An 18336-nucleotide genomic window follows, 5' to 3' on the forward strand; every position below is an offset into this window, starting at 1 on the left:
CGCTCACGATGCGACCGGAGTCAGCGGCACGTGCGCGCCGACCGACGTCGGACCGCCGGCGGGGCTGTCCACGACGAGCATGCCCCGCAGGCCGGCGACCCGCTCGCGCAGGCCTTCGAGCCCGTGGCCGGCGGCATACGACGCTCCGCCGCGGCCGTTGTCGACCACCCAGACGTCCAGCATCGAGGGGACGCCCGAGACCGAGGGCCGCAGCGACGCCTTCAGGGTGACGGCGCTCGCCCCCGAGTGCTTGACGACGTTCGTGAACAGCTCCGCGACGACGAAGTACACCGTGCGCGCCACCTCGGGGCTCGTCACGGCATCGATCGCGGGGTCGATGTCGGTGTGCACGACCAGCGGCGTGGTCGCGGCCACGGCCGAGAGCGCGGCGGCGAGGCCGCGGTCCTGCAGCAAGGGCGGGGCGACGCCGCTCGAGAGCGCGCGCAGCTCGTCGAGTGCCGCCTTGGCGTGACCTCGCGCCTCACGTGCCAGCTCGGCAGCGGCATCCGCGTCACCCGACTCCGCACGTCGCTCGAGAGCCGCGAGGTCCATCTGCAGGCGCACCAGTCGCTGCTGCGGCCCGTCGTGGATGTCGCGCTCGAGGCGGCGCAGAGCGACGTCCTCGGCGTGCACGGCCGCGCCGCGGGCGGCGGCCTCGGCGCGCACCTCTGCGGCCAGGTCATCGGAGCGCCAACGCCCCAGCATGCCCTGAGCGACCGCGTGGTGGCCGCGGGCGAGACCGCCGAGCACCCACGGCATCGTGAAGGTGAACACGATGCCGGCCAGCAGGTAGAGCGTGACCTCGACGGCCCACGACGACCACCCGCCGAACATCCAGGGAAGCGCGTCGGCGACGTAGCGCCCCCAGTCCCCGCCGTCCCCGCGGGGGATGAACGCACCCCAGATCCAGTACGTCAGCCCGCCGAGGCCGACGCTGAGCCACACCGTCGTGAGCACGAACGAGATCGTGCTGATGACCGGGCTCACGAGCATGCCGTGCACGAGGTACAGCCAGTAGTGCGCGTTGCGGATGGGGCGCGTCAGCGTCGCCCAGAATCCACCGGCGCCCGGCTTGTCGCGATTCCACTCGGGCTCTTCGATCTGCGGCAGGCCGGTGAGCCAGAGGAGGCCGCGGTCCGCGATGCCGAAGCCTCGAGCGACGAACAGCGTCGCCACGACGAGCGGCAGGCCGACGACGAGGACGAGCAGCCCCACCCCGGTCCAGAACAGCGAAGCCAGCACGCTGAGCGAGACGATCGCGAGCACGAAGACCGCGAGGAGGTAGACGGCACTGCCGGGCGTGCGGGTCCAGGCGCGGCCGTACGCCGCCCAGAAGCCCTCCGGCGCCTCGCGAGGCCCGGACGTGACGGCGTCAGTGGTCATGGTGGTCATCGGTGTCTCCCTGGGGACGGCTCAGTTCGGGCGCTTGGCCCGGTTCGACGACCAGGAACTGTCCCATCATGCCCTGGTCCTCGTGCCACAGCAGGTGGCAGTGATACATGTACGGAGTGGTCGGATCGGCGTAGTCCTCGAACCGCACGAGCAGCCGGTACTCGCGGTCCTGTTCGAGTGCGATCGTGTCCTTCCAGCCCGACAGGCGCGGCGGAGGCTCTCGCCCGTCCACGCTCAGCACGCGGAACTGCGTGTCGTGCACGTGGAACGAGTGAGGCAGCGGGTTCTCGTTGCGCACGCTCCACACTTCGCTGGTGTCGACGGTCGAGACGAAGTCCGCCCGTCCGAGGTCCATCTGCCGGTCGTTGATGTTGAGGCCTGACATGACGAACGAGCGGTGGGCCGCGGCATCCGATTCCTTCGCTCTCGGCAGGTCGGCAAGCGCTCCCGGCAGCTCAAGGGATGGGGCGAGGGATGCCGCGGCCCGCAGCTCCAGCACGTCGAAGGTCGCACCACCGGCGTGAAGCGCCGGATCCGGAGCCTGAGACTGCAGGACGACCCGCTCGCCGGGCGACAGGGCGACGACTATCTCGGCCCGTTCCCCTGGTGACAGCGGGATGCTGGTCGACGGGACGGGGGCATCGAGCAGCCCGCCGTCGCTGCCGATGAGCGCGAACTCCCGACCGTCGGCGAACGTGAAGTCGTACATCCGCGCGCTCGACCCGTTGAGGAGCCGCAGACGCACGAGCTCGGTGGACACATCGAGGAACGGGCCGACTGTGCCGTTGACGAGGATCGTGTCGCCGAGGACACCGTCGAACTGCATCCCCAGTCCGCCGGCGAAAGCGCCGTCAGCGCCGAACGAACGGTCCTGCACGATGATGGGGATGTCGTCGACGCCGTAGTCCCGCGGAAGAGCCAGTGCGGACTCCTCCTCGTCCTGGACGATGAACATCCCCGCCAGTCCCGCGTCGACCTGCTCGCGGGTGCGCCCGTGGAGGTGCGGGTGGTACCACAGCGAAGCGGCCGGCTGATCGACCGTCCACTCCGGCTGCCAGTCAGCACCGGCGGCGATCGGCGAGTGCGGCCCGCCGTCCATGGCCGCGGGGAGGTGCATCCCGTGCCAGTGCACGGTCGTGCTCTCCGCGAGGCTGTTGGTGACGTCCACGCGCACCCGCTCGCCGCGCGTCGCGACGAGCGTCGGCCCGAGGTACGAGCCGTTGTAGCCGAGCGTCGGCGTCTCGCTGCCCGGGAGGAACGACGTGCGCCCTTCCCGGGCCTCGAGATCGAATACGCGCACGCCGTCCTCCACCGTGGAGGGCGCGAGCTCGGGGATCCGCAGCGGTTCGTCGAACGCGACCGCGCCCGCCGCGGGCGGAGTCGGCCGCGCGCTGTTCGTCGAGAACCACGTGACTCCCGCCGCGATGACGAGGAGCACGACGACGAGCGGAACGGCGATCAGGATCGCCGCGAGCCGCCTGCGACGGCGCCGGGGCACGGCAGCCGGCGGCGCAGGCGGAGTAGGCGGAGAGGGTGGCGAGGGCAGAGCGGAAACCATGCCTCCAGCCTCGCGAGACCGGCCGGGCGGCGGCATCCGACCCCCTCCCGAACGGGAAGGGGGGTTGTCCCCCGGATCCGCCGGCGGGTGGGCTAGGCGAGGTGCGTGAGCCGACCGCCGAGCAGCGTCGCCGCGACGGTCATGCCGCGCAGCTGCGCGTCGGTCGCGGTGAGCGGATCGTGCGCGCACAGGACGAGGTCGGCGCGCGCCCCGGGCTCGATCCGCGCAGGACTTGCGGACCCGCCGTGCGTCGAGGCGCCGAGCGCGATGTCGGCTGGCACGCTCTGCGTCGCCTGCCACGGCTCGCGACCGTCACGCGTGCGGTAGACCGCCGCGGCCATCGCCGACCACGGGTCGAGCGGCGACACGGGCGCATCGGATCCGAAAAGCAGGTTCGCGCCCGAGTCGGCGAGCGACCTGAGCGGATACGGCTGAGCGGTCTGATCCGCCCAGATCGAGTCCGTGAGGTCGCGGTCGTCGATCGCGTGCTCGGGCTGTACGCTCGCGCCGACCCCCAGGCGTGCGAACCGCGGGATGTCGGCGTGCGCGACCAGCTGGGCGTGCTCGATCGTGCCCCATGCACCCGTCGCGGCGAAGGCGTCGAGCGCGGCGGAGTTCGCGACGTCGCCGATCGCGTGGATCGCGGAGGCGATGCCGACGCCCGTCGCGCGCGTCATCAGGTCGACGAGCGTCGCCGTGTCGACCGTGAGCATCCCGTGATTGTGCGGGTCGCCCGGGTAGGCGTGCGAGGTCGCCGCGGTGCGCGTTCCGAGGGATCCGTCCGTGATCACCTTGAGCGGGCCGACGCGTGCCAGATCGGATGCCGCGCCCCGAGCCGCGTCGCCGGTCTGCAGTCCCTCGGCGATGGCGCGGTCCAGGTACTCCGGGTAGATCCCGAACTCCACGCGCAGCGCGTCGAAGCCGTGGGACATGCGCCGCGCCCACGCCTCCTCGTTCCACGCCATGTCGAGGTCGACCAGCCCGACGACGCCACGGGTCGCGGCATCCCGAGCCATCTTCTCGACCAGCGGATCGGCGATCTCCGACGGCACCGCGTTGAGCCGGCGCGAGATCTCGAATGCAGGATCCTCGCGGAGGATGCCGAATCCGTCGGGTTCGAAGCCCTCCCGTCGCAGAGCGGCGGTGTTGAGCCAGACGCTGTGCACGTCGGCGTTGATCAGGTAGGTCGGCACGTCGCCGGTCGCGGCGTCGAGCAGATCGAGCGTGGGAGTGTCGCCCCACAGCGCATCGCGGAACCCTGTGCCGACGCGGCGCCCGTCGGGCAGCGGAGCGGCGGCGCCGATGATCGCGGCGGCCTGGGCGGCGGACGCGGCCCCGCCGAGGGGCTCGCGCTGCGCCGCCAGGGCCCACTGGACCACGTGGACGTGGTGGTCCCAGAGTCCGGGGATCAGCCACGCGCCGCCGGCGTCGAGCACGGCACCGCGCCGGGGCAAGGCGCCTGCCGGTGCGATGTCGACCACGAAGCCGTCGGCCAGGTGGACGTCGACGGGCTCGTCGAGGAACGGGTCGGTGCGCTCTGCTCCGGAGAGACGAGCGCCGGTGATCACGGCGGGGCTGTCCCCGCGCGCGACGCTCATCGAGCCGCCTGCCGGGTGTCGAGGTCGCGGCGCATCTCACCGGCGAGACGCGGATCGGCATAGGCGCCCGCTCCCACCTCGAGCTCGGCGATGATCGTCTCGACGACGTCGTCCGGGCGGTTCTGGCTCAGCTTGCGCTTGGCGACGACGCGGGTCGGCGTGAGCCGGAAGCCGACGGTGCCGCGCTCGAGCTTGGTGACGTACTCGGGGTCGTTCGGCGGCTCCCACAGCAGGCGGGGCTGCGGCATCCCGCCCTCGAAGCGTGCCACCAGGCGGTCGAGGACCTCGAGGTTCTCGTCCGCGGTGAGGAGCTCAGGGATGCCGGTCAGGTGCGCCGAGACGAAGTTCCAGGTCGGCACATTGGGCCCCTCGGGGTACCAGCCGGGCGAGATGTAGCCGTGGGGACCCTGCACCACCACGAGAAGCTCACGCTCGCCGAGTCCGTGGATCATGTCGTCGGGCCGGCCGACATGCCCGACGATCGTCAGGTCGTCACGGTCCTCATCGAGGAGGACGGCGTAGTGCGAGGCCACGAGTCCGGCCTCGGTGTGACTGACGAGGGTGACCCAGGGGTTGAGGTCGATGAGACGGCGCAGCTCGCCCACATCCGTCATGGCGAAGCTCGGGTTCTGACGCATGAGGACCAGCCTAGGGTCGGCTCAGCGCTGGCAGTTCGGGCACCAGTAGAGCTTGCGCGTGGCGACCTCTTCGACCACGATCTCCGTGCCGCAGATCCGGCACGGCAGCCCCGCGCGGTGGTACACCCAGTGCCGGTCGTCGCGGCTCGCCATCGCGCGCCGGTACGCCTCGGGATCGAGATCGTCCATCGTCATCATCTGCCCGGTCTCGACGCCGATGGCGAGCAGGCGCACCCAGTCGCGCCAGAGCCCCCGCACGGTCTCCTCAGGCACATCGCGACCCGGTGTGTGCGGGTTCTGCCGAGCCCGGAACAGCAGCTCGGCGCGGTAGACGTTGCCGATCCCGCTCACGACGGACTGGTCCATCAGCAGCAGCCCGATCGAGGTCGGCTTGCGCCGCACGACGGCCGTGAACCGCTCCTCGCCCTGGGCGACATCGTCCACGAGCGGATCCGGACCGAGCTTCGCGATCGTCGCGGCGACGTCGTCGGCGGTCACCAGCTCGCACGCCGTCGGTCCGCGCAGGTCGGCGGCGGTGAGGGAGGTGAGCAGGCGCAGCCGCACCTGCCCGACCACGGGCGGTGGCCAGTCGTCTCCGTCGTCGGCGAGGCCGGTCGTCTGCTCCGACATGCGCACGTGCACGCGCGCCCGGCGCGGTGCGCCGATCGAGCTCAGCGAGTTCTCTCCCGCGTCGTCGAGGATCGGCTCGTCGCCGAGGTCGGTGCCGCGCTGGTTCGTGTGCCCCATGCGGCCGTTCGCCGATGCGATGGTCGGATCGACGAGGATCTCGCCCGCGAAGTCCCACGCGCCGTACATGCCCAGGTGGACGCGCAGCCAGAAGTCGTCGTCGAACTCGAGGAACATCTGCTTGCCCACCGCGCGCACGGCCGTGGCGGTGCGTCCGTCGATGATGGCGGCACCCTCGGCGAAGCGCCCCTGCGGACTCGACGCAGAGACGCGGCGACCGACGAAATTGCGGTCGAACTGACGCGCGATGCGGTGGACGGAATGGCCCTCGGGCATCGCTCGGTCAGCCCGCCTCGGGGTCGAACGAGCTGTCGTCGGCGTCGAGCACGTCGGGCTGACCCGGCGTGGCGCGCGGGTCTGGCTCCAGCGCGCCGTCCTCCTCGTACGCCGCGAGCTGCGCGATGCGGCGCGCGTGGCGCTCCTCGCCCGAGAACGGCGTGGCGATGAAGCGATCGATGAACGATGCCGCCTCCTCGAACGTGTGCTGCCGGGCGCCGATCGCGATGACGTTCGCGTCGTTGTGCTCGCGTGCGAGCTCGGCGGTCGCGATGCTCCACGCGAGCGCCGCGCGAACGCCGACGACCTTGTTCGCGGCGATCTGCTCGCCGTTGCCCGATCCGCCGAACACGACGCCGAGGGTCTCGATGCCCGCCGCCTGGTCGCGCACCACGGCCTGCGCCGCGCGGATGCAGAACGCCGGGTAGTCGTCCACCGGGTCGTACTCGATCGGACCGTGGTCGACCACCTCGTGGCCGGCGGCGGCCAGGTGGTGCTGAAGCTGGGTGGAGAACTCGAGGCCGGCGTGGTCGGTCGCGATGTGGATGCGCATGGGCTCAATCCTAGGGAGCGGCGCACGGGCGCCTCGGGCAGGTTTCGGGCGGTGGATCGGGGTCAGCGGGGCGGTCAGGGGGCGATGCCGGCCGCCGCGGGCTTGAACCCCGCGCGCACGTTCTCGCAGCAGGCCGGGCGGCAGACGTCGAACCAGGGTCCGAGATCGGTCACGTGCGGCCGATCCGCCGCCGCGGTGCCGCGCAGGCGCTCCTCGACGAGGTCGATGAGACCCGATACGAACACCGGGTCGACGCCCGGAGTGGGCGTGCGCACCGAGCGCAGGCCCACCTCGGCTGCGGCATCCGTCGCCTCGGTGTCGAGATCCCACAGGACCTCCATGTGGTCGCTCATGAACCCGAGCGGCACGATCGCGACCGCCTGGACGCCGGCGGCGGGCAGATCGGCGATGACGTCGTTGACGTCGGGCTCGAGCCACGGCTGGCTCGGCGGTCCGGAGCGCGACTGGTACACGAGCTCCCAGCCGGCGCGCGCGGCGGCGGGGATCTCGGCGGCGACCGCCGACATGACCACCTCCGCGACGGCGAGGTGCTGCGCGGCGTACGCTCCGCCGTCGCCGAAGTCGCGGTGGTGCGGGTCGCCTTCGCGAGGCCCCGAGCGCTGGGCGTCTGCCGTCGGGATGCTGTGGGTCGAGAACAGCACGCGGACGGCCTCGGGAGGAAGGCCGTCCGCCAGGAAGGCGCCGACCGCATCGCGCACGCCGTCGATGAACGGCTGCACGAACCCGGGGTGGTCGAAGAACTGCCGGACCTTGTCGATCGTCACCGATCCCGCCAGGCCGGTGGCGTCGAGCACGCGCGCGAAGTCCTCGCGATACTGGCGGCAGCTCGAGAACGAGGAGTACGCGCTGGTGGCGAGGGCGAGCAGGCGGGAGTGACCGGATGCCGCGGCATCCTGCACCGCCTCCTCCAGATACGGAGCCCAGTTGCGGTTCCCCCAGTAGACGGGCAGATCGAGGCTGCGCGAGGCGAGCTCGGCCTCGAGCGCCGCCTTGAGGGCCCGGTTCTGCGCGTTGATCGGGCTGACGCCGTCGAAGTGCCGGTAGTGGTGCGCGACCTCTTCGAGGCGCTCATCGGGGATGCCCCGCCCGCGCGTCACATTCCGCAGGAACGGGATGACGTCGTCCTGCCCCTCCGGACCCCCGAAGCCGGCGAGCAGGAGCCCGTCATAGGCGACCTGCACCTCGACATGCGGGGCTCCGGATGCCGCGGCCGGCGATGCGAACGGAACGGTCGGGACGTGGTCGCTGAGCGGCTCGGCAGGTGTCACCCCTCCATCCTGACACCCCGTAGAGAAAGCCGACCCGTTCGACCGGTATGATGGCTTCATCATGTCGCTAAGCCGCCAGCAGCGCCCGCTGTACGAAGTCAAGGCCGGACTCTTCAAGGGCCTCGCACACCCCTTCCGCATCCGCATCCTCGAGCTGCTCGCCGCGGCCCCCGAGGTGAGCGTCGCAGTCCTCCAGCAGGAAACGGGGCTCGAGGCATCCCATCTCTCGCAGCACCTCGCCGTCCTGCGCCGCCATCGCCTCGTCGAGTCGGAGCGCCGCGCGAGCCACGTCTACTACCGCTTGGCGGATGAGAAGGTCGCCGAGCTGCTCGCGGTCGCCCGCGCGCTGCTCAGAGACATCGTCCGCAGCGACGGAGCCCGCCTGGCCGACGTCGACGGACTGCCCGAGCTCGCGTCACCTCCCAGCGCGGCGAAGTAGGGGTGCGCTCGATGACGGCTCCTGCTTCCCGCCGACGGCGCCTGGGCCGGATGCGCACGGCGACGCTCTCACTCCTCCCCTCGGCGGACGACTACCGGCTGGCTCGCCGCACGTGGCGCGGCGACCTGATCGCGGGCGTCACCGTCGGCATCGTCGCCCTGCCGCTGGCGCTCGGGTTCGGCGTGAGCTCCGGCCTCACCGCCGAGGCCGGCCTGATCACGGCGATCGTGGCGGGCCTCATCGCAGCTGTCTTCGGCGGCTCCCACGTGCAGGTGTCGGGGCCGACCGGGGCCATGGTGGTCGTGCTGCTGCCGATCGTCGCCACCCACGGTGCCGCGGCCGTCGCGGCGGTGAGCGTGCTCGCGGGCATCGTCGTGGTTGTGGCCGGAGCCCTGCGGCTCGGACGGGCGGTGTCGTTCATCCCCTGGCCGGTCATCGAGGGCTTCACGTTGGGCATCGCGGTGATCATCTTCCTGCAGCAGGTGCCCCTCCTCGTGTCGCCGACGACTCCCGCCGCCGACGAGCACAGCTCCAACCCCGTCATCGCCGCCGCTCAGGCGGTGGCGGGCGCCGACTGGGGGTACGTGCCGTGGGCCCTCGGCGCGGTCGCGATCGTCGCGGTGTGCATGATCGTCGCCCCGAAGCTCCACCGGTCACTCCCCGGCTCGCTCATCGGCATCGTCCTCGTCGCCGGGCTGGCGGCGGTGGTGTCGGCACCGCTCGCCCTGATCGGCGTCCTGCCGTCGTCCCTTCCCGCCCCGGCGCTCCCCGTCGTCGGACCGGGCACGCTCGTGATGCTCGCGCCCGCAGCGCTGACGGTCGCCGCGCTCGCGGCCATCGAGTCTCTCCTGTCCGCCCGGGTCGCGGCCTCCCTCGCTGACACCGGTGCGTACGACCCCGACCGCGAGCTGGTCGGCCAGGGGCTCGCCTCGATCGGCTCGGGACTGTTCGGAGGGATGCCGGCCACCGGTGCCATCGCACGCACCGCCGTCAACGTGCGGTCCGGCGGGCGCACGCGTCTGGCGTCGATCACCCACGCCGTCGTGCTGCTGCTGATCGTCCTCGTGGCGGCCGGTCCGGTCGGGATGATCCCGCTCGCCGCGCTCGCGGGCGTGCTCATGGTGACCGCCACCCGCATGGTGCATGCCGGCACGGTGCGCTCGATCCTGCGGTCGACCCGCGCGGACGCGCTCGCGTTCGTCATCACCGCCGTGATCACCGTGTCGTTCGACCTCATCGTCGCCGTGGCGATCGGCGTGCTGTGCGCGGGGGTGTTCGCCGTCCGCAACCTCTCGCGCGCCACCGGGGTGGGCCGAGAGCCCCTGCCCGAGCCGGCGCAGCCCGGGGACGACGGCATCGCAGTGATCCGGTTCGACGGCCCCCTGTTCTTCGCCGCCGCCGACCGCGTGTTCGACGCCGTCACCCGCACCGAGGGCGCCTCGGTCGTCATCCTCCGGATGTCGCAGCTGGAGCTCGTGGACGCCACTGGCGCGCACATTCTGAGCGACATCGTGCAGTCGCTCGAGCGCCGAGGGGTGACCGTGCTCATCAAGGGCGTGCAGCCCGGCCACGAGGAGCTCTTCCGCACGGTGGGCGTCCTCAGCGCGCTGCGGCACCACAAGCACCTGTTCGATGATCTGCCGAGCGCGATCGAGCACGCACGCGTCCACATCCGTCGAGAAGCGCAGAAAGACAACGCGTAGGCTAGGACGGTTGTCGCCGGCGCCATCAGCCCTGCGACCAGCGGATCGAGTGCGGCGCGAGCCGTGGTTCGAGTTCACCGACCCTCACCCACGGGAGCAGAGCAGTGCCTGGAGAGAACCTCACCCGCAGCGAGGCGCAGGAGCGTCGCGCGATCGTCGACACCCACTCGTACGAGGTGGTGCTCGACCTGACGAAGGGCGCAGAGGTGTTCGCCTCGCGCACCGTCGTGCGCTTCTCAGCCACGCCGGGCGCCGACACCTTCATCGATCTGATCGCGCGCGAGATCCGCGAGATCACGCTCAACGGTCGCTCCATCGACCCGGCGACCGCCTTCGCCGACTCGCGCATCGCGCTCACCGGCCTCCAGGCCGAGAACGAGCTCGTGATCGACGCCGACTGCCTCTACACGAACACCGGCGAGGGCCTGCACCGCTTCGTCGACCCCGTCGACGAAGAGGTGTATCTCTACTCGCAGTTCGAGGTGCCCGACTCGCGCCGGATGTACGCCGTGTTCGAGCAGCCCGATCTCAAGGCGACGTTCCAGTTCACCGTCACGGCCCCCGCGCAGTGGAAGGTCGTCTCGAACTCCCCCACCCCCGAGCCGAAGACGCACGGCGACGGCAGCGCCACGTGGACCTTCGAGGCCACGCCGCGGATCTCGTCCTACATCACGGCGCTCATCGCCGGACCGTACGAGGCGACGTTCTCCGAGCTGACCAGCTCGTCCGGACGCGTGATCCCGCTGGGTGTCTACGGCCGCAAGAGCCTCTGGCAGCACCTCGACGCCGACTACATCTTCGAGAAGACCCGTCAGGGCTTCACGTACTTCGAGGACAAGTTCGACTACGCCTACCCGTTCGCCAAGTACGACCAGCTCTTCGTCCCCGAGTTCAACGCGGGTGCGATGGAGAACGCCGGTGCGGTGACCTTCACCGAGAGCTACGTCTTCCGCTCCAAGGTGACCGACGCCGTCAAGGAGCGTCGCGTCGTCACGATCCTGCACGAGCTCGCCCACATGTGGTTCGGCGACCTGGTCACGATGAAGTGGTGGAACGACCTCTGGCTGAACGAGTCGTTCGCCGAGTGGGCATCGACGATCGCCACGGCCGAGGCCACCGAGTGGACCGAGGCGTGGACGACCTTCAATGCCATGGAGAAGACCTGGGCCTACCGCCAGGACCAGCTCCCCTCGACCCACCCTGTCGTCGCGCAGATCAACGACCTCGAAGATGTCCAGGTCAACTTCGACGGCATCACCTACGCCAAGGGCGGCTCTGTCCTCAAGCAGCTCGCGGCCTGGGTCGGCATCGAGGAGTTCTTCGCCGGCGTGGCGGCGTACTTCAAGAAGCACGAGTGGTCCAACACCGAGCTGTCCGACCTGCTGTCGGAGCTCGAGGCGACGAGCGGCCGCGAGCTGTCGACCTGGTCGAAGAAGTGGCTCGAGACCGCCGGCGTGAACACGCTCTCGCCTGAGATCGTGACCGACGTCGACGGCGTGATCACCCGCTTCGCGATCGTGCAGACCGCGCCCGCCGACTACCCGACGATCCGCCCGCACCGCCTGGGCGTCGGCTTCTACAACGTCGAGGGCGACGCGCTCGTGCGCGTGCACCACGTCGAGCTCGACGTCGACGGCGACCTCACCGAAGTGCCCGAGCTCAAGGGACAGCAGCGCCCCGACCTCGTGCTGCTCAACGACGACGACCTGGCCTACGCCAAGATCCGCCTCGACGGCCGTTCGCTGCAGACGGCGATCGACCACCTCGGCAAGATCAGCGACCCGCTGGCCCGATCCCTCGTCTGGGGTGCCGCGTGGGACCAGACGCGCGATGCCGAGGCATCCGCTTCCGACTATGTCGACCTGGTGCTGCGCAACATCGGCTCCGAGACCGAGTCGACCACGGTCCGCACGACCCTCGCGCAGCTGCTGCTCGCCGCCAACGCGTACGTCTCGCCCGAGAAGCGCTCGGTGACGGGCACGAAGGTCGCCGACGCGCTGTGGGCGCTGGCTCAGGCCGCCGAGCCCGGCAGCGACAGCCAGCTGCAGTTCGTCACCGCGTTCGCGAGCGCGGCGGCGACCTCGGCACAGGTCGAGAAGGTCCGTCAGGTCCGCGACGGCGAGGTCTCGTTCGACGGCCTCGAGATCGACACCGACCTCTCCTGGCAGCTGCTGGTCGCGCTCGCGGCCGGAGGCGTCGTGACCGAGGGTGAGATCGACGCTGCGCTCGAGGCCGACAACACGGCCAAGGGCGGCGAGTTCGCCGCGCAGGCGAAGGCAGCCCTCCCGACGGCCGAGGCCAAGGCGTCAGCATGGTCGTCGCTCATCGACAGCGACGACCTGCCGAACACGATCGTCCGCTCCGCCGCGCTCGGCTTCGTGCACCCGGCCGGCCGCGACCTTCTCAGCGAGTACGTCGAGCCGTACTTCGCCTCGCTGCTGCCGGTCTGGGAGTCGCGCACCTACAAGATCGCCGAGTACCTGATCTTCGGGCTGTACCCCGCGCCGCTGGCGAACGTCGAGCTGCGCGACGCCACGCGTGCGTGGCTCGAGTCCCACGCGGATGCCGCGCCGGCCCTCCGTCGACTGGTCGCCGAGAACCTCGCCGGAGTCGAGCGCGCGCTCGCCGTGCAGGAGCGCGACGGGCAGTAGTACCGCGGTACGACCCGCGCCCTGCGAAGACCCCCCTCCCGGCCGATGCGCCGGAGGGGGGTCTCTCCGTAGCGTCGGAGCATGATCGTCGCAGAGAACCTCACCAAGAGCTTCGGCGCCAAGCACGCCGTCGCCGATGTCAGCTTCACCGTCAGTCCCGGCAAGGTGACCGGCTTCCTCGGTCCGAACGGCGCGGGCAAGTCCACCACCATGCGCATGATCGTGGGGCTCGACCGCCCGACCCACGGCACCGTCACCGTCAACGGCCGCGACTACGCGGGTCTGCGATCGCCCCTCACGGAAGTGGGCGTGCTGCTGGACGCCAAGGCCGTGCACTTCGGGCGGAGTGCCCAGAATCACCTGCGGGCGATGGCGGCGACCCACGGCATCCCGCGCAGCCGGGTCGACGAGGTCATCGACATCACGGGCCTCGCCTCCGTGGCCCGCAAGCGCGCCGGCGGCTTCTCGCTCGGCATGGGCCAGCGGCTCGGCATCGCGGCGGCGCTGCTCGGCGACCCGCACACGCTGATCCTCGACGAGCCCGTGAACGGCCTCGACCCCGAGGGGGTCATGTGGGTGCGCCGCTTCGTGCGGTACGCGGCATCCGAGGGGAAGACGGTGCTGCTGTCCAGCCACCTGATGAGCGAGATGTCGCTCACTGCCGACCACATCATCGTGCTCGGCCGCGGACGCGTGCTCGCCGACGCTCCCGTCGACGAGCTCGTGCGCCGATGGACCCGGGCCACCGTGCGGATCCGCAGCCCGCGCACGCGGGAGCTGGCCGAGCTCGTCGCCCGTGACGGCGTGAGCGTCACCCACCTCGCCGGCGACGTGATCGACGTCGAGGGAGCCCTCGCCGCAGACATCGGCGACACCGCCGCCGCACGCGGGATCCCGCTGCACGAGCTGACCCCCACCTCCGGAACCCTCGAAGACGCCTACCTCCGCCTCACCGGCGACGACGTCGAGTACAAGACCAAGGACATCTGATGACCACCGCAACCCTCCCCGCCGCGGAGACCGTCGGCGCTGCGCCGCTCGCCTCTCCCTACCGGCTCTCGTTCGCCCGACTTCTGCGGTCGGAGTGGATCAAGCTCACGACGTTGCGATCGACCTGGTGGTCGATCGGCCTCGTCGCGCTCGTCTCGGTGGGGCTCAGCCTGCTCATGGCCGTGTCGCTGGCGAGCTTCGGCGGCGACATGCCCGCCATCCCGGTCGAGGAGGCGAACCGGCAGGTCGTGCAGGTCGTCGTCTTCAGCACCGTGCTGACGCAGCTGCTCGCGATGATCCTGGGCGCGATCACCGTGACCGGCGAGTACTCGACAGGCATGATCCGATCGACCCTCACGGCCGCCCCCGGTCGCGTCGGCGCGCTCTTCGCGAAGGCCATCGTGCTGGCCGTGACCATGTTCGTCTCGAGCATCGTCGTCTTCGCCGCGGCGGCGGTCGTATCGGGTCCGATCATCCCGACCGGAGCCCTCGATCTCAGCCACCCCGAGAGCTCGATCATGCCGCTGCTCGGCGGCGCGCTGTATCTCGCACTGATCGCGGTCATGGGCGTCGGCATCGGGTTCGTGATCCGCAACGGCCCCGGCGCGCTGGCAGCCGGGATCGGCCTGGTCTTCGTGGCGCCGATCCTCGTGATGTTCTTCCCGCAGGTGGAGTCGTTCCAGTGGATCCATGACGCGGCGGGCTACCTGCCGTCGAACGCCGGCCAGTCGCTGTTCATGGGCTCCCCCATGACCGGCATGATCCTGGAGCCCGTGCCGGCGGTGCTGACCCTGATAGCGTGGACCGCCGTGGTCGTCGCGGGCGGCGTCGCGGTGCTCAAGACCCGCGACGCGTAGAGTCGGCGAGGTGCGCAGGACACCCTCTTCCGTCCTCGGCCGGGGCCTGGCCCCGACCGAGGACGACCTGCGCCTGCCCCGGCCACCCGGAGTCATCCGCCGGTTCTGGGAGCGGCATCCGCTCACCACCGATATCGTGATCGCGGTCCTCGCGCTGCTGCTGTCGTTCCCCGCCGTCGCCGCGAGCTCATCGGTCACCGACGGCCTCAGCGGATGGGGCGCCGCGGTCGCGATCGGCCTGTCGGCCATCGCCTGCGTCGGGCTCGTGTGGCGGCGCCGCAGGCCGGTACTGGTCTTCGTCGTGTCCATGCTCCCGACGCTGGTCGTCGAGGTCGGGTTCGCCGCCGCCGTCAGCGGACCGGCATCCCTCATCGCCCTGTACTCGATCGCGGTGTACCGCGGCGTCCGCGCCTGCTGGATCGCCCTCGGCGTCGCCTGCGGCGTCCTGGCCCTCAACGGGCTCGGCTACTCCCTCTTCGACCCGGCCGACGCGAGCGTGTACATCAACCTCGCCGTGACGACGATCGTGGGTCTCCTGGTCGCGGCCCTCGTCGGGGTGAATGTCGGCAACCGTCGCCGATACCTCGAAGCGCTCATCGACCGGTCGCGTCAGCTGGTCGTCGAGCGGGATCAGCAGGCGCAGCTGGCCGCCGCCGCGGAGCGCACCCGCATCGCGCGCGAGATGCACGACATCGTGTCGCACTCGCTCACCGTGGTCGTGGCGCTCGCCGAGGGAGCGGTGGCCACGCCCGACACGGAGCGCGCACGGGAGGCGAGCCGTGCGGTCGCCGCCACCGCCCGCGACGCACTCACCGAGATGCGGGTCATGCTCGGCGTCCTGCGCACCGACACCGCAGACGCGGATGCCCCGCTCGGCCCGCTCCTGGACGCGTCGCTGCACGACATCGTCGCGGCCGCCCGCGGCGCCGGCGCCCCCGTGACGCTCACGGTGACCGGGCAGCCCACCGTCCCGACGGCACATCGCCTCGCGGTGCTCCGGATCGTGCAGGAGGGCATCACCAACGCGATGCGCCACGCTCCCGACGCGAGCTACGTCCGCGTCACCACCGAGTACTCCGACGAGGGCATCCGCATCACGGTCGAGAACGACGGCGCGCGCGAGGTCGACGCGGCCACCGTCGCGGGATGGGGTCTCACCGGGCTCCGTGAGCGCGTCGCCAACATCGGCGGCACGCTGACGGCGGGTCCCTCGGGGCCGAGCACGTGGCGCCTGACCGCCGAGATCCCCCCGGAGGGACCGCATGCCTGACCGGATCCGCGTGCTGCTCGTCGACGACGAGAAGCTCATCCGCCTGGGGTTCCGCCTCGTGCTGGAGGCCGAGCCCGACCTCGAGGTCGTCGGCGAGGCGTCCGACGGTGCCGACGCGATCGAGGCGGTGCGGATGCTGCGCCCCGACGTCGTGCTGATGGATGTGCGGATGCCGCGGATGGACGGCATCGAGGCGACGCGGCAGCTGGTGGCGCAGCATCCGTCCCTCCGCATCGTCGTGCTCACCACGTTCGACCTCGACGAGTACGCGTTCGCCGCCCTGCGTGCGGGGGCCAGCGGATTCCTGCTGAAGGACGCGCATCCGCACGAGCTCACCGCCGCGATCCGCGCCGCGCACGGCGGAGACGCCGTCCTCGCGCCGCGCGTGACCCGGCGGATGCTGGAGATGTTCGGCGACCGCCTGCCTGAGAACGCCGCCTCGGACGGGCCGGCGAGCGACCTCACCGAGCGCGAGCACGAAGTGTTCGTCGCGATGGCCCGCGGACTCACCAACGCCGAGATCGGCGCGGAGCTCTTCGTGAGCGAGTCCACCGTCAAGACCCACGTGGGCCGGGTGCTGGCCAAGCTCGGCGCACGCGATCGCGTCCACGCGGTCATCCTCGCCCACCGGCTGGGCGTCGTCCCCCGCGACGCGGAATTCGACGCCTGATCCGCGGTCGCGGCGCGTGCGGCTGCCCCACCCCGACATTGGGCGGACGCACGGGCGCCGGTCGTTAGGATCGACTCGATGATCCACCTCGATGTCGTCGATCCGGCCGTGCCCGCAGAGCCCACGGTGTGGACGCAGTTCCTGGACTTCCTCGTGAAGGCCGGCTACGCCGCTCTCACCGTCGCCGGCATCGTCGTCGGCGCCATCATCCTCGTGTGGATCCTCCGGTTCGTGATCCGCCGGGTGGTGAACCGCATCGTCAACGGCGCCAAGTCGAAGGCCAACGTGGACGACACGCAGGCGCTGGAGCGCTCGCCGCTCGCCTCCGTCCGGCTGGTGCAGCGCACGCGCACGCTCGGCTCGATCCTGCAGAACATCGTCAACGTGACGGTCGTCATCATCGCGCTGCTGCTCATCGTGAACGTGCTCGCGCCGAATGCCCTCGGCTCGCTGACGCTGCTGACTGCAGCTGTCGGCGCGGGTCTCGGTTTCGGCGCCCAGAACATCGTCAAGGACGTCCTCAACGGCATCTTCATCGTCGCGGAAGACCAGGTCGGCATCGGCGACGTCGTCGACCTCGGACTCGCGTCGGGCATCGTCGAGTACGTCAGCGTGCGCGTGACCCACGTCCGCGATGTCAACGGCACGCTCTGGTACGTCCGCAACGGCGAGATCACCCGCATCGGCAACCTGTCGCAGGGCTGGTCGCGCGTGATCGTCGACCTGTCCATCCCGGTGGACGCCGACATCGAAGAGGTCGAGCAGCTCATGCTCTCCACCGCGAAGGGCCTCGCCAAGGACACCAAGTGGCGCACCCGCATCCTCGAGCAGCCCGAGGTCTGGGGACTCGAATCGATCACCGGCGACGCCCTCGTGATCCGGCTCGTCCTGAAGACCCGGGCCAACGCCAAGGACGACGTCGCCCGCGAGCTGCGCATGCGCCTCAAGAAGGCGCTCGACGAAGCCGGCATCACGCTGCCCGCACTGACCACCGTCATGCCGTCGGGCATCGAAGGGGCGCAGCGCGTGCGCGGCGCGAATCCTCCCAAGACCAAGCCCACCGCCGTGACTCCCCCGCCGGCGGCCTCCCGCCCGGTGTGGAAGCCGAAGCGCACGCCGAAGACGCCTCCCCCGGCATCCCCCGGCGACGACACGAAGGGCACGCCATGACGGATGCCTCGCCCCTGAGCTTCTACGACGAGATCGGCGGTCACGCCGCCTTCGTGCGTCTCGTCGACTCGTTCTACCGCGGTGTCGCCGACGATGAGGTGCTGCGGCCGATGTACCCGGAAGAGGACCTCGGACCCGCGAAGGTGCGGCTGACGATGTTCCTCGAGCAGTACTGGGGCGGCCCGGCCACCTACAGCGAGCAGCGCGGGCACCCGCGCCTGCGCATGCGCCACGTGCCGTTCCACGTCAATCCCGACGCGCGTGATCGCTGGCTCGCCCACATGCGCACCGCCGTCGACGAGCTCGAGCTGTCACCGCTGCACGAGGCCACGCTGTGGGACTATCTGCAGCGTGCCGCACATGCGATGGTGAACACGTTCGAGCCGACCGGCATCGGGCCGGCCGCGAACGGGCGGGACGCGGCATCCCGCCCCGCCGCCACCGACGCGGGAGCGCCGCGCTCCGCCATCCCCCTCACCGCTGAGCCGCCCCCGCCCAGCGACAGCACCGCCTGAAACCGCGCTCTGCCCACCCG

The 18336-nt window shown here is 71.0% G+C and carries 16 protein-coding genes; 9 read left to right on the forward strand and 7 right to left on the reverse strand.

Features of this window, described 5'->3' with window-relative positions:
• Positions 1-3: 3 nt before the first annotated feature.
• The 7 genes from JX005_RS09320 to JX005_RS09350 all read right to left on the reverse strand — a co-directional run bounded on the left by JX005_RS09320 (position 4) and on the right by JX005_RS09350 (position 8051).
• Complete coding sequence (locus JX005_RS09320; RefSeq protein ID WP_214467226.1) at positions 4-1392, reverse strand: sensor histidine kinase; 1389 nt, start codon at positions 1390-1392, stop codon at positions 4-6.
• Entirely contained in the window at positions 1373-2950 is a 1578-nt protein-coding gene (locus JX005_RS09325; protein ID WP_214467227.1) for a multicopper oxidase family protein, read from the reverse strand. Before JX005_RS09325 ends, JX005_RS09320 begins: the two co-directional genes overlap by 20 nt.
• A 92-nt stretch (positions 2951-3042) precedes the next feature.
• A complete protein-coding gene (locus JX005_RS09330; protein ID WP_214467228.1) occupies positions 3043-4548 on the reverse strand; it encodes an amidohydrolase in 1506 nt (501 codons plus the stop codon).
• Positions 4545-5186 carry an FMN-binding negative transcriptional regulator gene (locus JX005_RS09335; protein WP_214467229.1) on the reverse strand — a complete coding sequence of 214 codons (642 nt, stop codon included), beginning with the start codon at positions 5184-5186 and terminating at the stop codon, positions 4545-4547. Before JX005_RS09335 ends, JX005_RS09330 begins: the two co-directional genes overlap by 4 nt.
• 21 nt (positions 5187-5207) lie before the next feature.
• Positions 5208-6209, reverse strand: a complete 1002-nt coding sequence (locus JX005_RS09340; RefSeq protein ID WP_214467230.1) for an Fpg/Nei family DNA glycosylase — start codon at positions 6207-6209, stop codon at positions 5208-5210.
• Between the two features lie 7 nt (positions 6210-6216).
• Positions 6217-6762 (reverse strand): ribose-5-phosphate isomerase, encoded by a 546-nt coding sequence (locus JX005_RS09345; RefSeq protein ID WP_214467231.1) that lies wholly within the window; start codon positions 6760-6762, stop codon positions 6217-6219.
• A gap of 74 nt (positions 6763-6836) precedes the next feature.
• The gene (locus JX005_RS09350) at positions 6837-8051 is read right to left on the reverse strand and encodes a ferrochelatase (protein ID WP_307858543.1); all 1215 of its coding nucleotides are present in this window, start codon (positions 8049-8051) and stop codon (positions 6837-6839) included.
• A 61-nt stretch (positions 8052-8112) separates the two neighbouring features.
• On the opposite strand from JX005_RS09350, the gene JX005_RS09355 reads away from it, so the two are divergent.
• The 9 genes from JX005_RS09355 (at position 8113) to JX005_RS09395 (ending at position 18316) form a co-directional block, all read left to right on the forward strand.
• Positions 8113-8490 (forward strand): ArsR/SmtB family transcription factor, encoded by a 378-nt coding sequence (locus JX005_RS09355; RefSeq protein ID WP_214467232.1) that lies wholly within the window; start codon positions 8113-8115, stop codon positions 8488-8490.
• Between the two features lie 11 nt (positions 8491-8501).
• Positions 8502-10193 (forward strand): SulP family inorganic anion transporter, encoded by a 1692-nt coding sequence (locus JX005_RS09360; protein ID WP_214467233.1) that lies wholly within the window; start codon positions 8502-8504, stop codon positions 10191-10193.
• 104 nt (positions 10194-10297) lie between these two features.
• Positions 10298-12844 (forward strand): aminopeptidase N, encoded by a 2547-nt coding sequence (gene pepN, locus JX005_RS09365; RefSeq protein WP_214467234.1) that lies wholly within the window; start codon positions 10298-10300, stop codon positions 12842-12844.
• An 81-nt stretch (positions 12845-12925) separates the two neighbouring features.
• Positions 12926-13834: an ATP-binding cassette domain-containing protein gene (locus JX005_RS09370; protein WP_214467235.1), complete on the forward strand. Its 909-nt coding sequence runs from the start codon at positions 12926-12928 to the stop codon at positions 13832-13834.
• Positions 13834-14691, forward strand: coding sequence for an ABC transporter permease (locus tag JX005_RS09375; RefSeq protein ID WP_214467236.1), 858 nt, complete (start codon positions 13834-13836; stop codon positions 14689-14691). The genes JX005_RS09370 and JX005_RS09375 overlap by 1 nt, the downstream gene beginning before the upstream one ends.
• A 10-nt stretch (positions 14692-14701) precedes the next feature.
• A complete protein-coding gene (locus JX005_RS09380) occupies positions 14702-15961 on the forward strand; it encodes a sensor histidine kinase (RefSeq protein WP_307858544.1) in 1260 nt (419 codons plus the stop codon).
• Entirely contained in the window at positions 15954-16631 is a 678-nt protein-coding gene (locus JX005_RS09385) for a response regulator (protein WP_214467237.1), read from the forward strand. Before JX005_RS09380 ends, JX005_RS09385 begins: the two co-directional genes overlap by 8 nt.
• A gap of 78 nt (positions 16632-16709) precedes the next feature.
• A complete protein-coding gene (locus JX005_RS09390) occupies positions 16710-17801 on the forward strand; it encodes a mechanosensitive ion channel family protein (protein WP_214467238.1) in 1092 nt (363 codons plus the stop codon).
• Complete coding sequence (locus tag JX005_RS09395; protein ID WP_214467239.1) at positions 17798-18316, forward strand: globin; 519 nt, start codon at positions 17798-17800, stop codon at positions 18314-18316. The genes JX005_RS09390 and JX005_RS09395 overlap by 4 nt, the downstream gene beginning before the upstream one ends.
• The last annotated feature ends 20 nt before the right edge of the window (positions 18317-18336 follow it).

The sequence above is a fragment of the Microbacterium flavescens genome (assembly GCF_018588945.1).
GTDB lineage: Bacteria > Actinomycetota > Actinomycetes > Actinomycetales > Microbacteriaceae > Microbacterium > Microbacterium flavescens.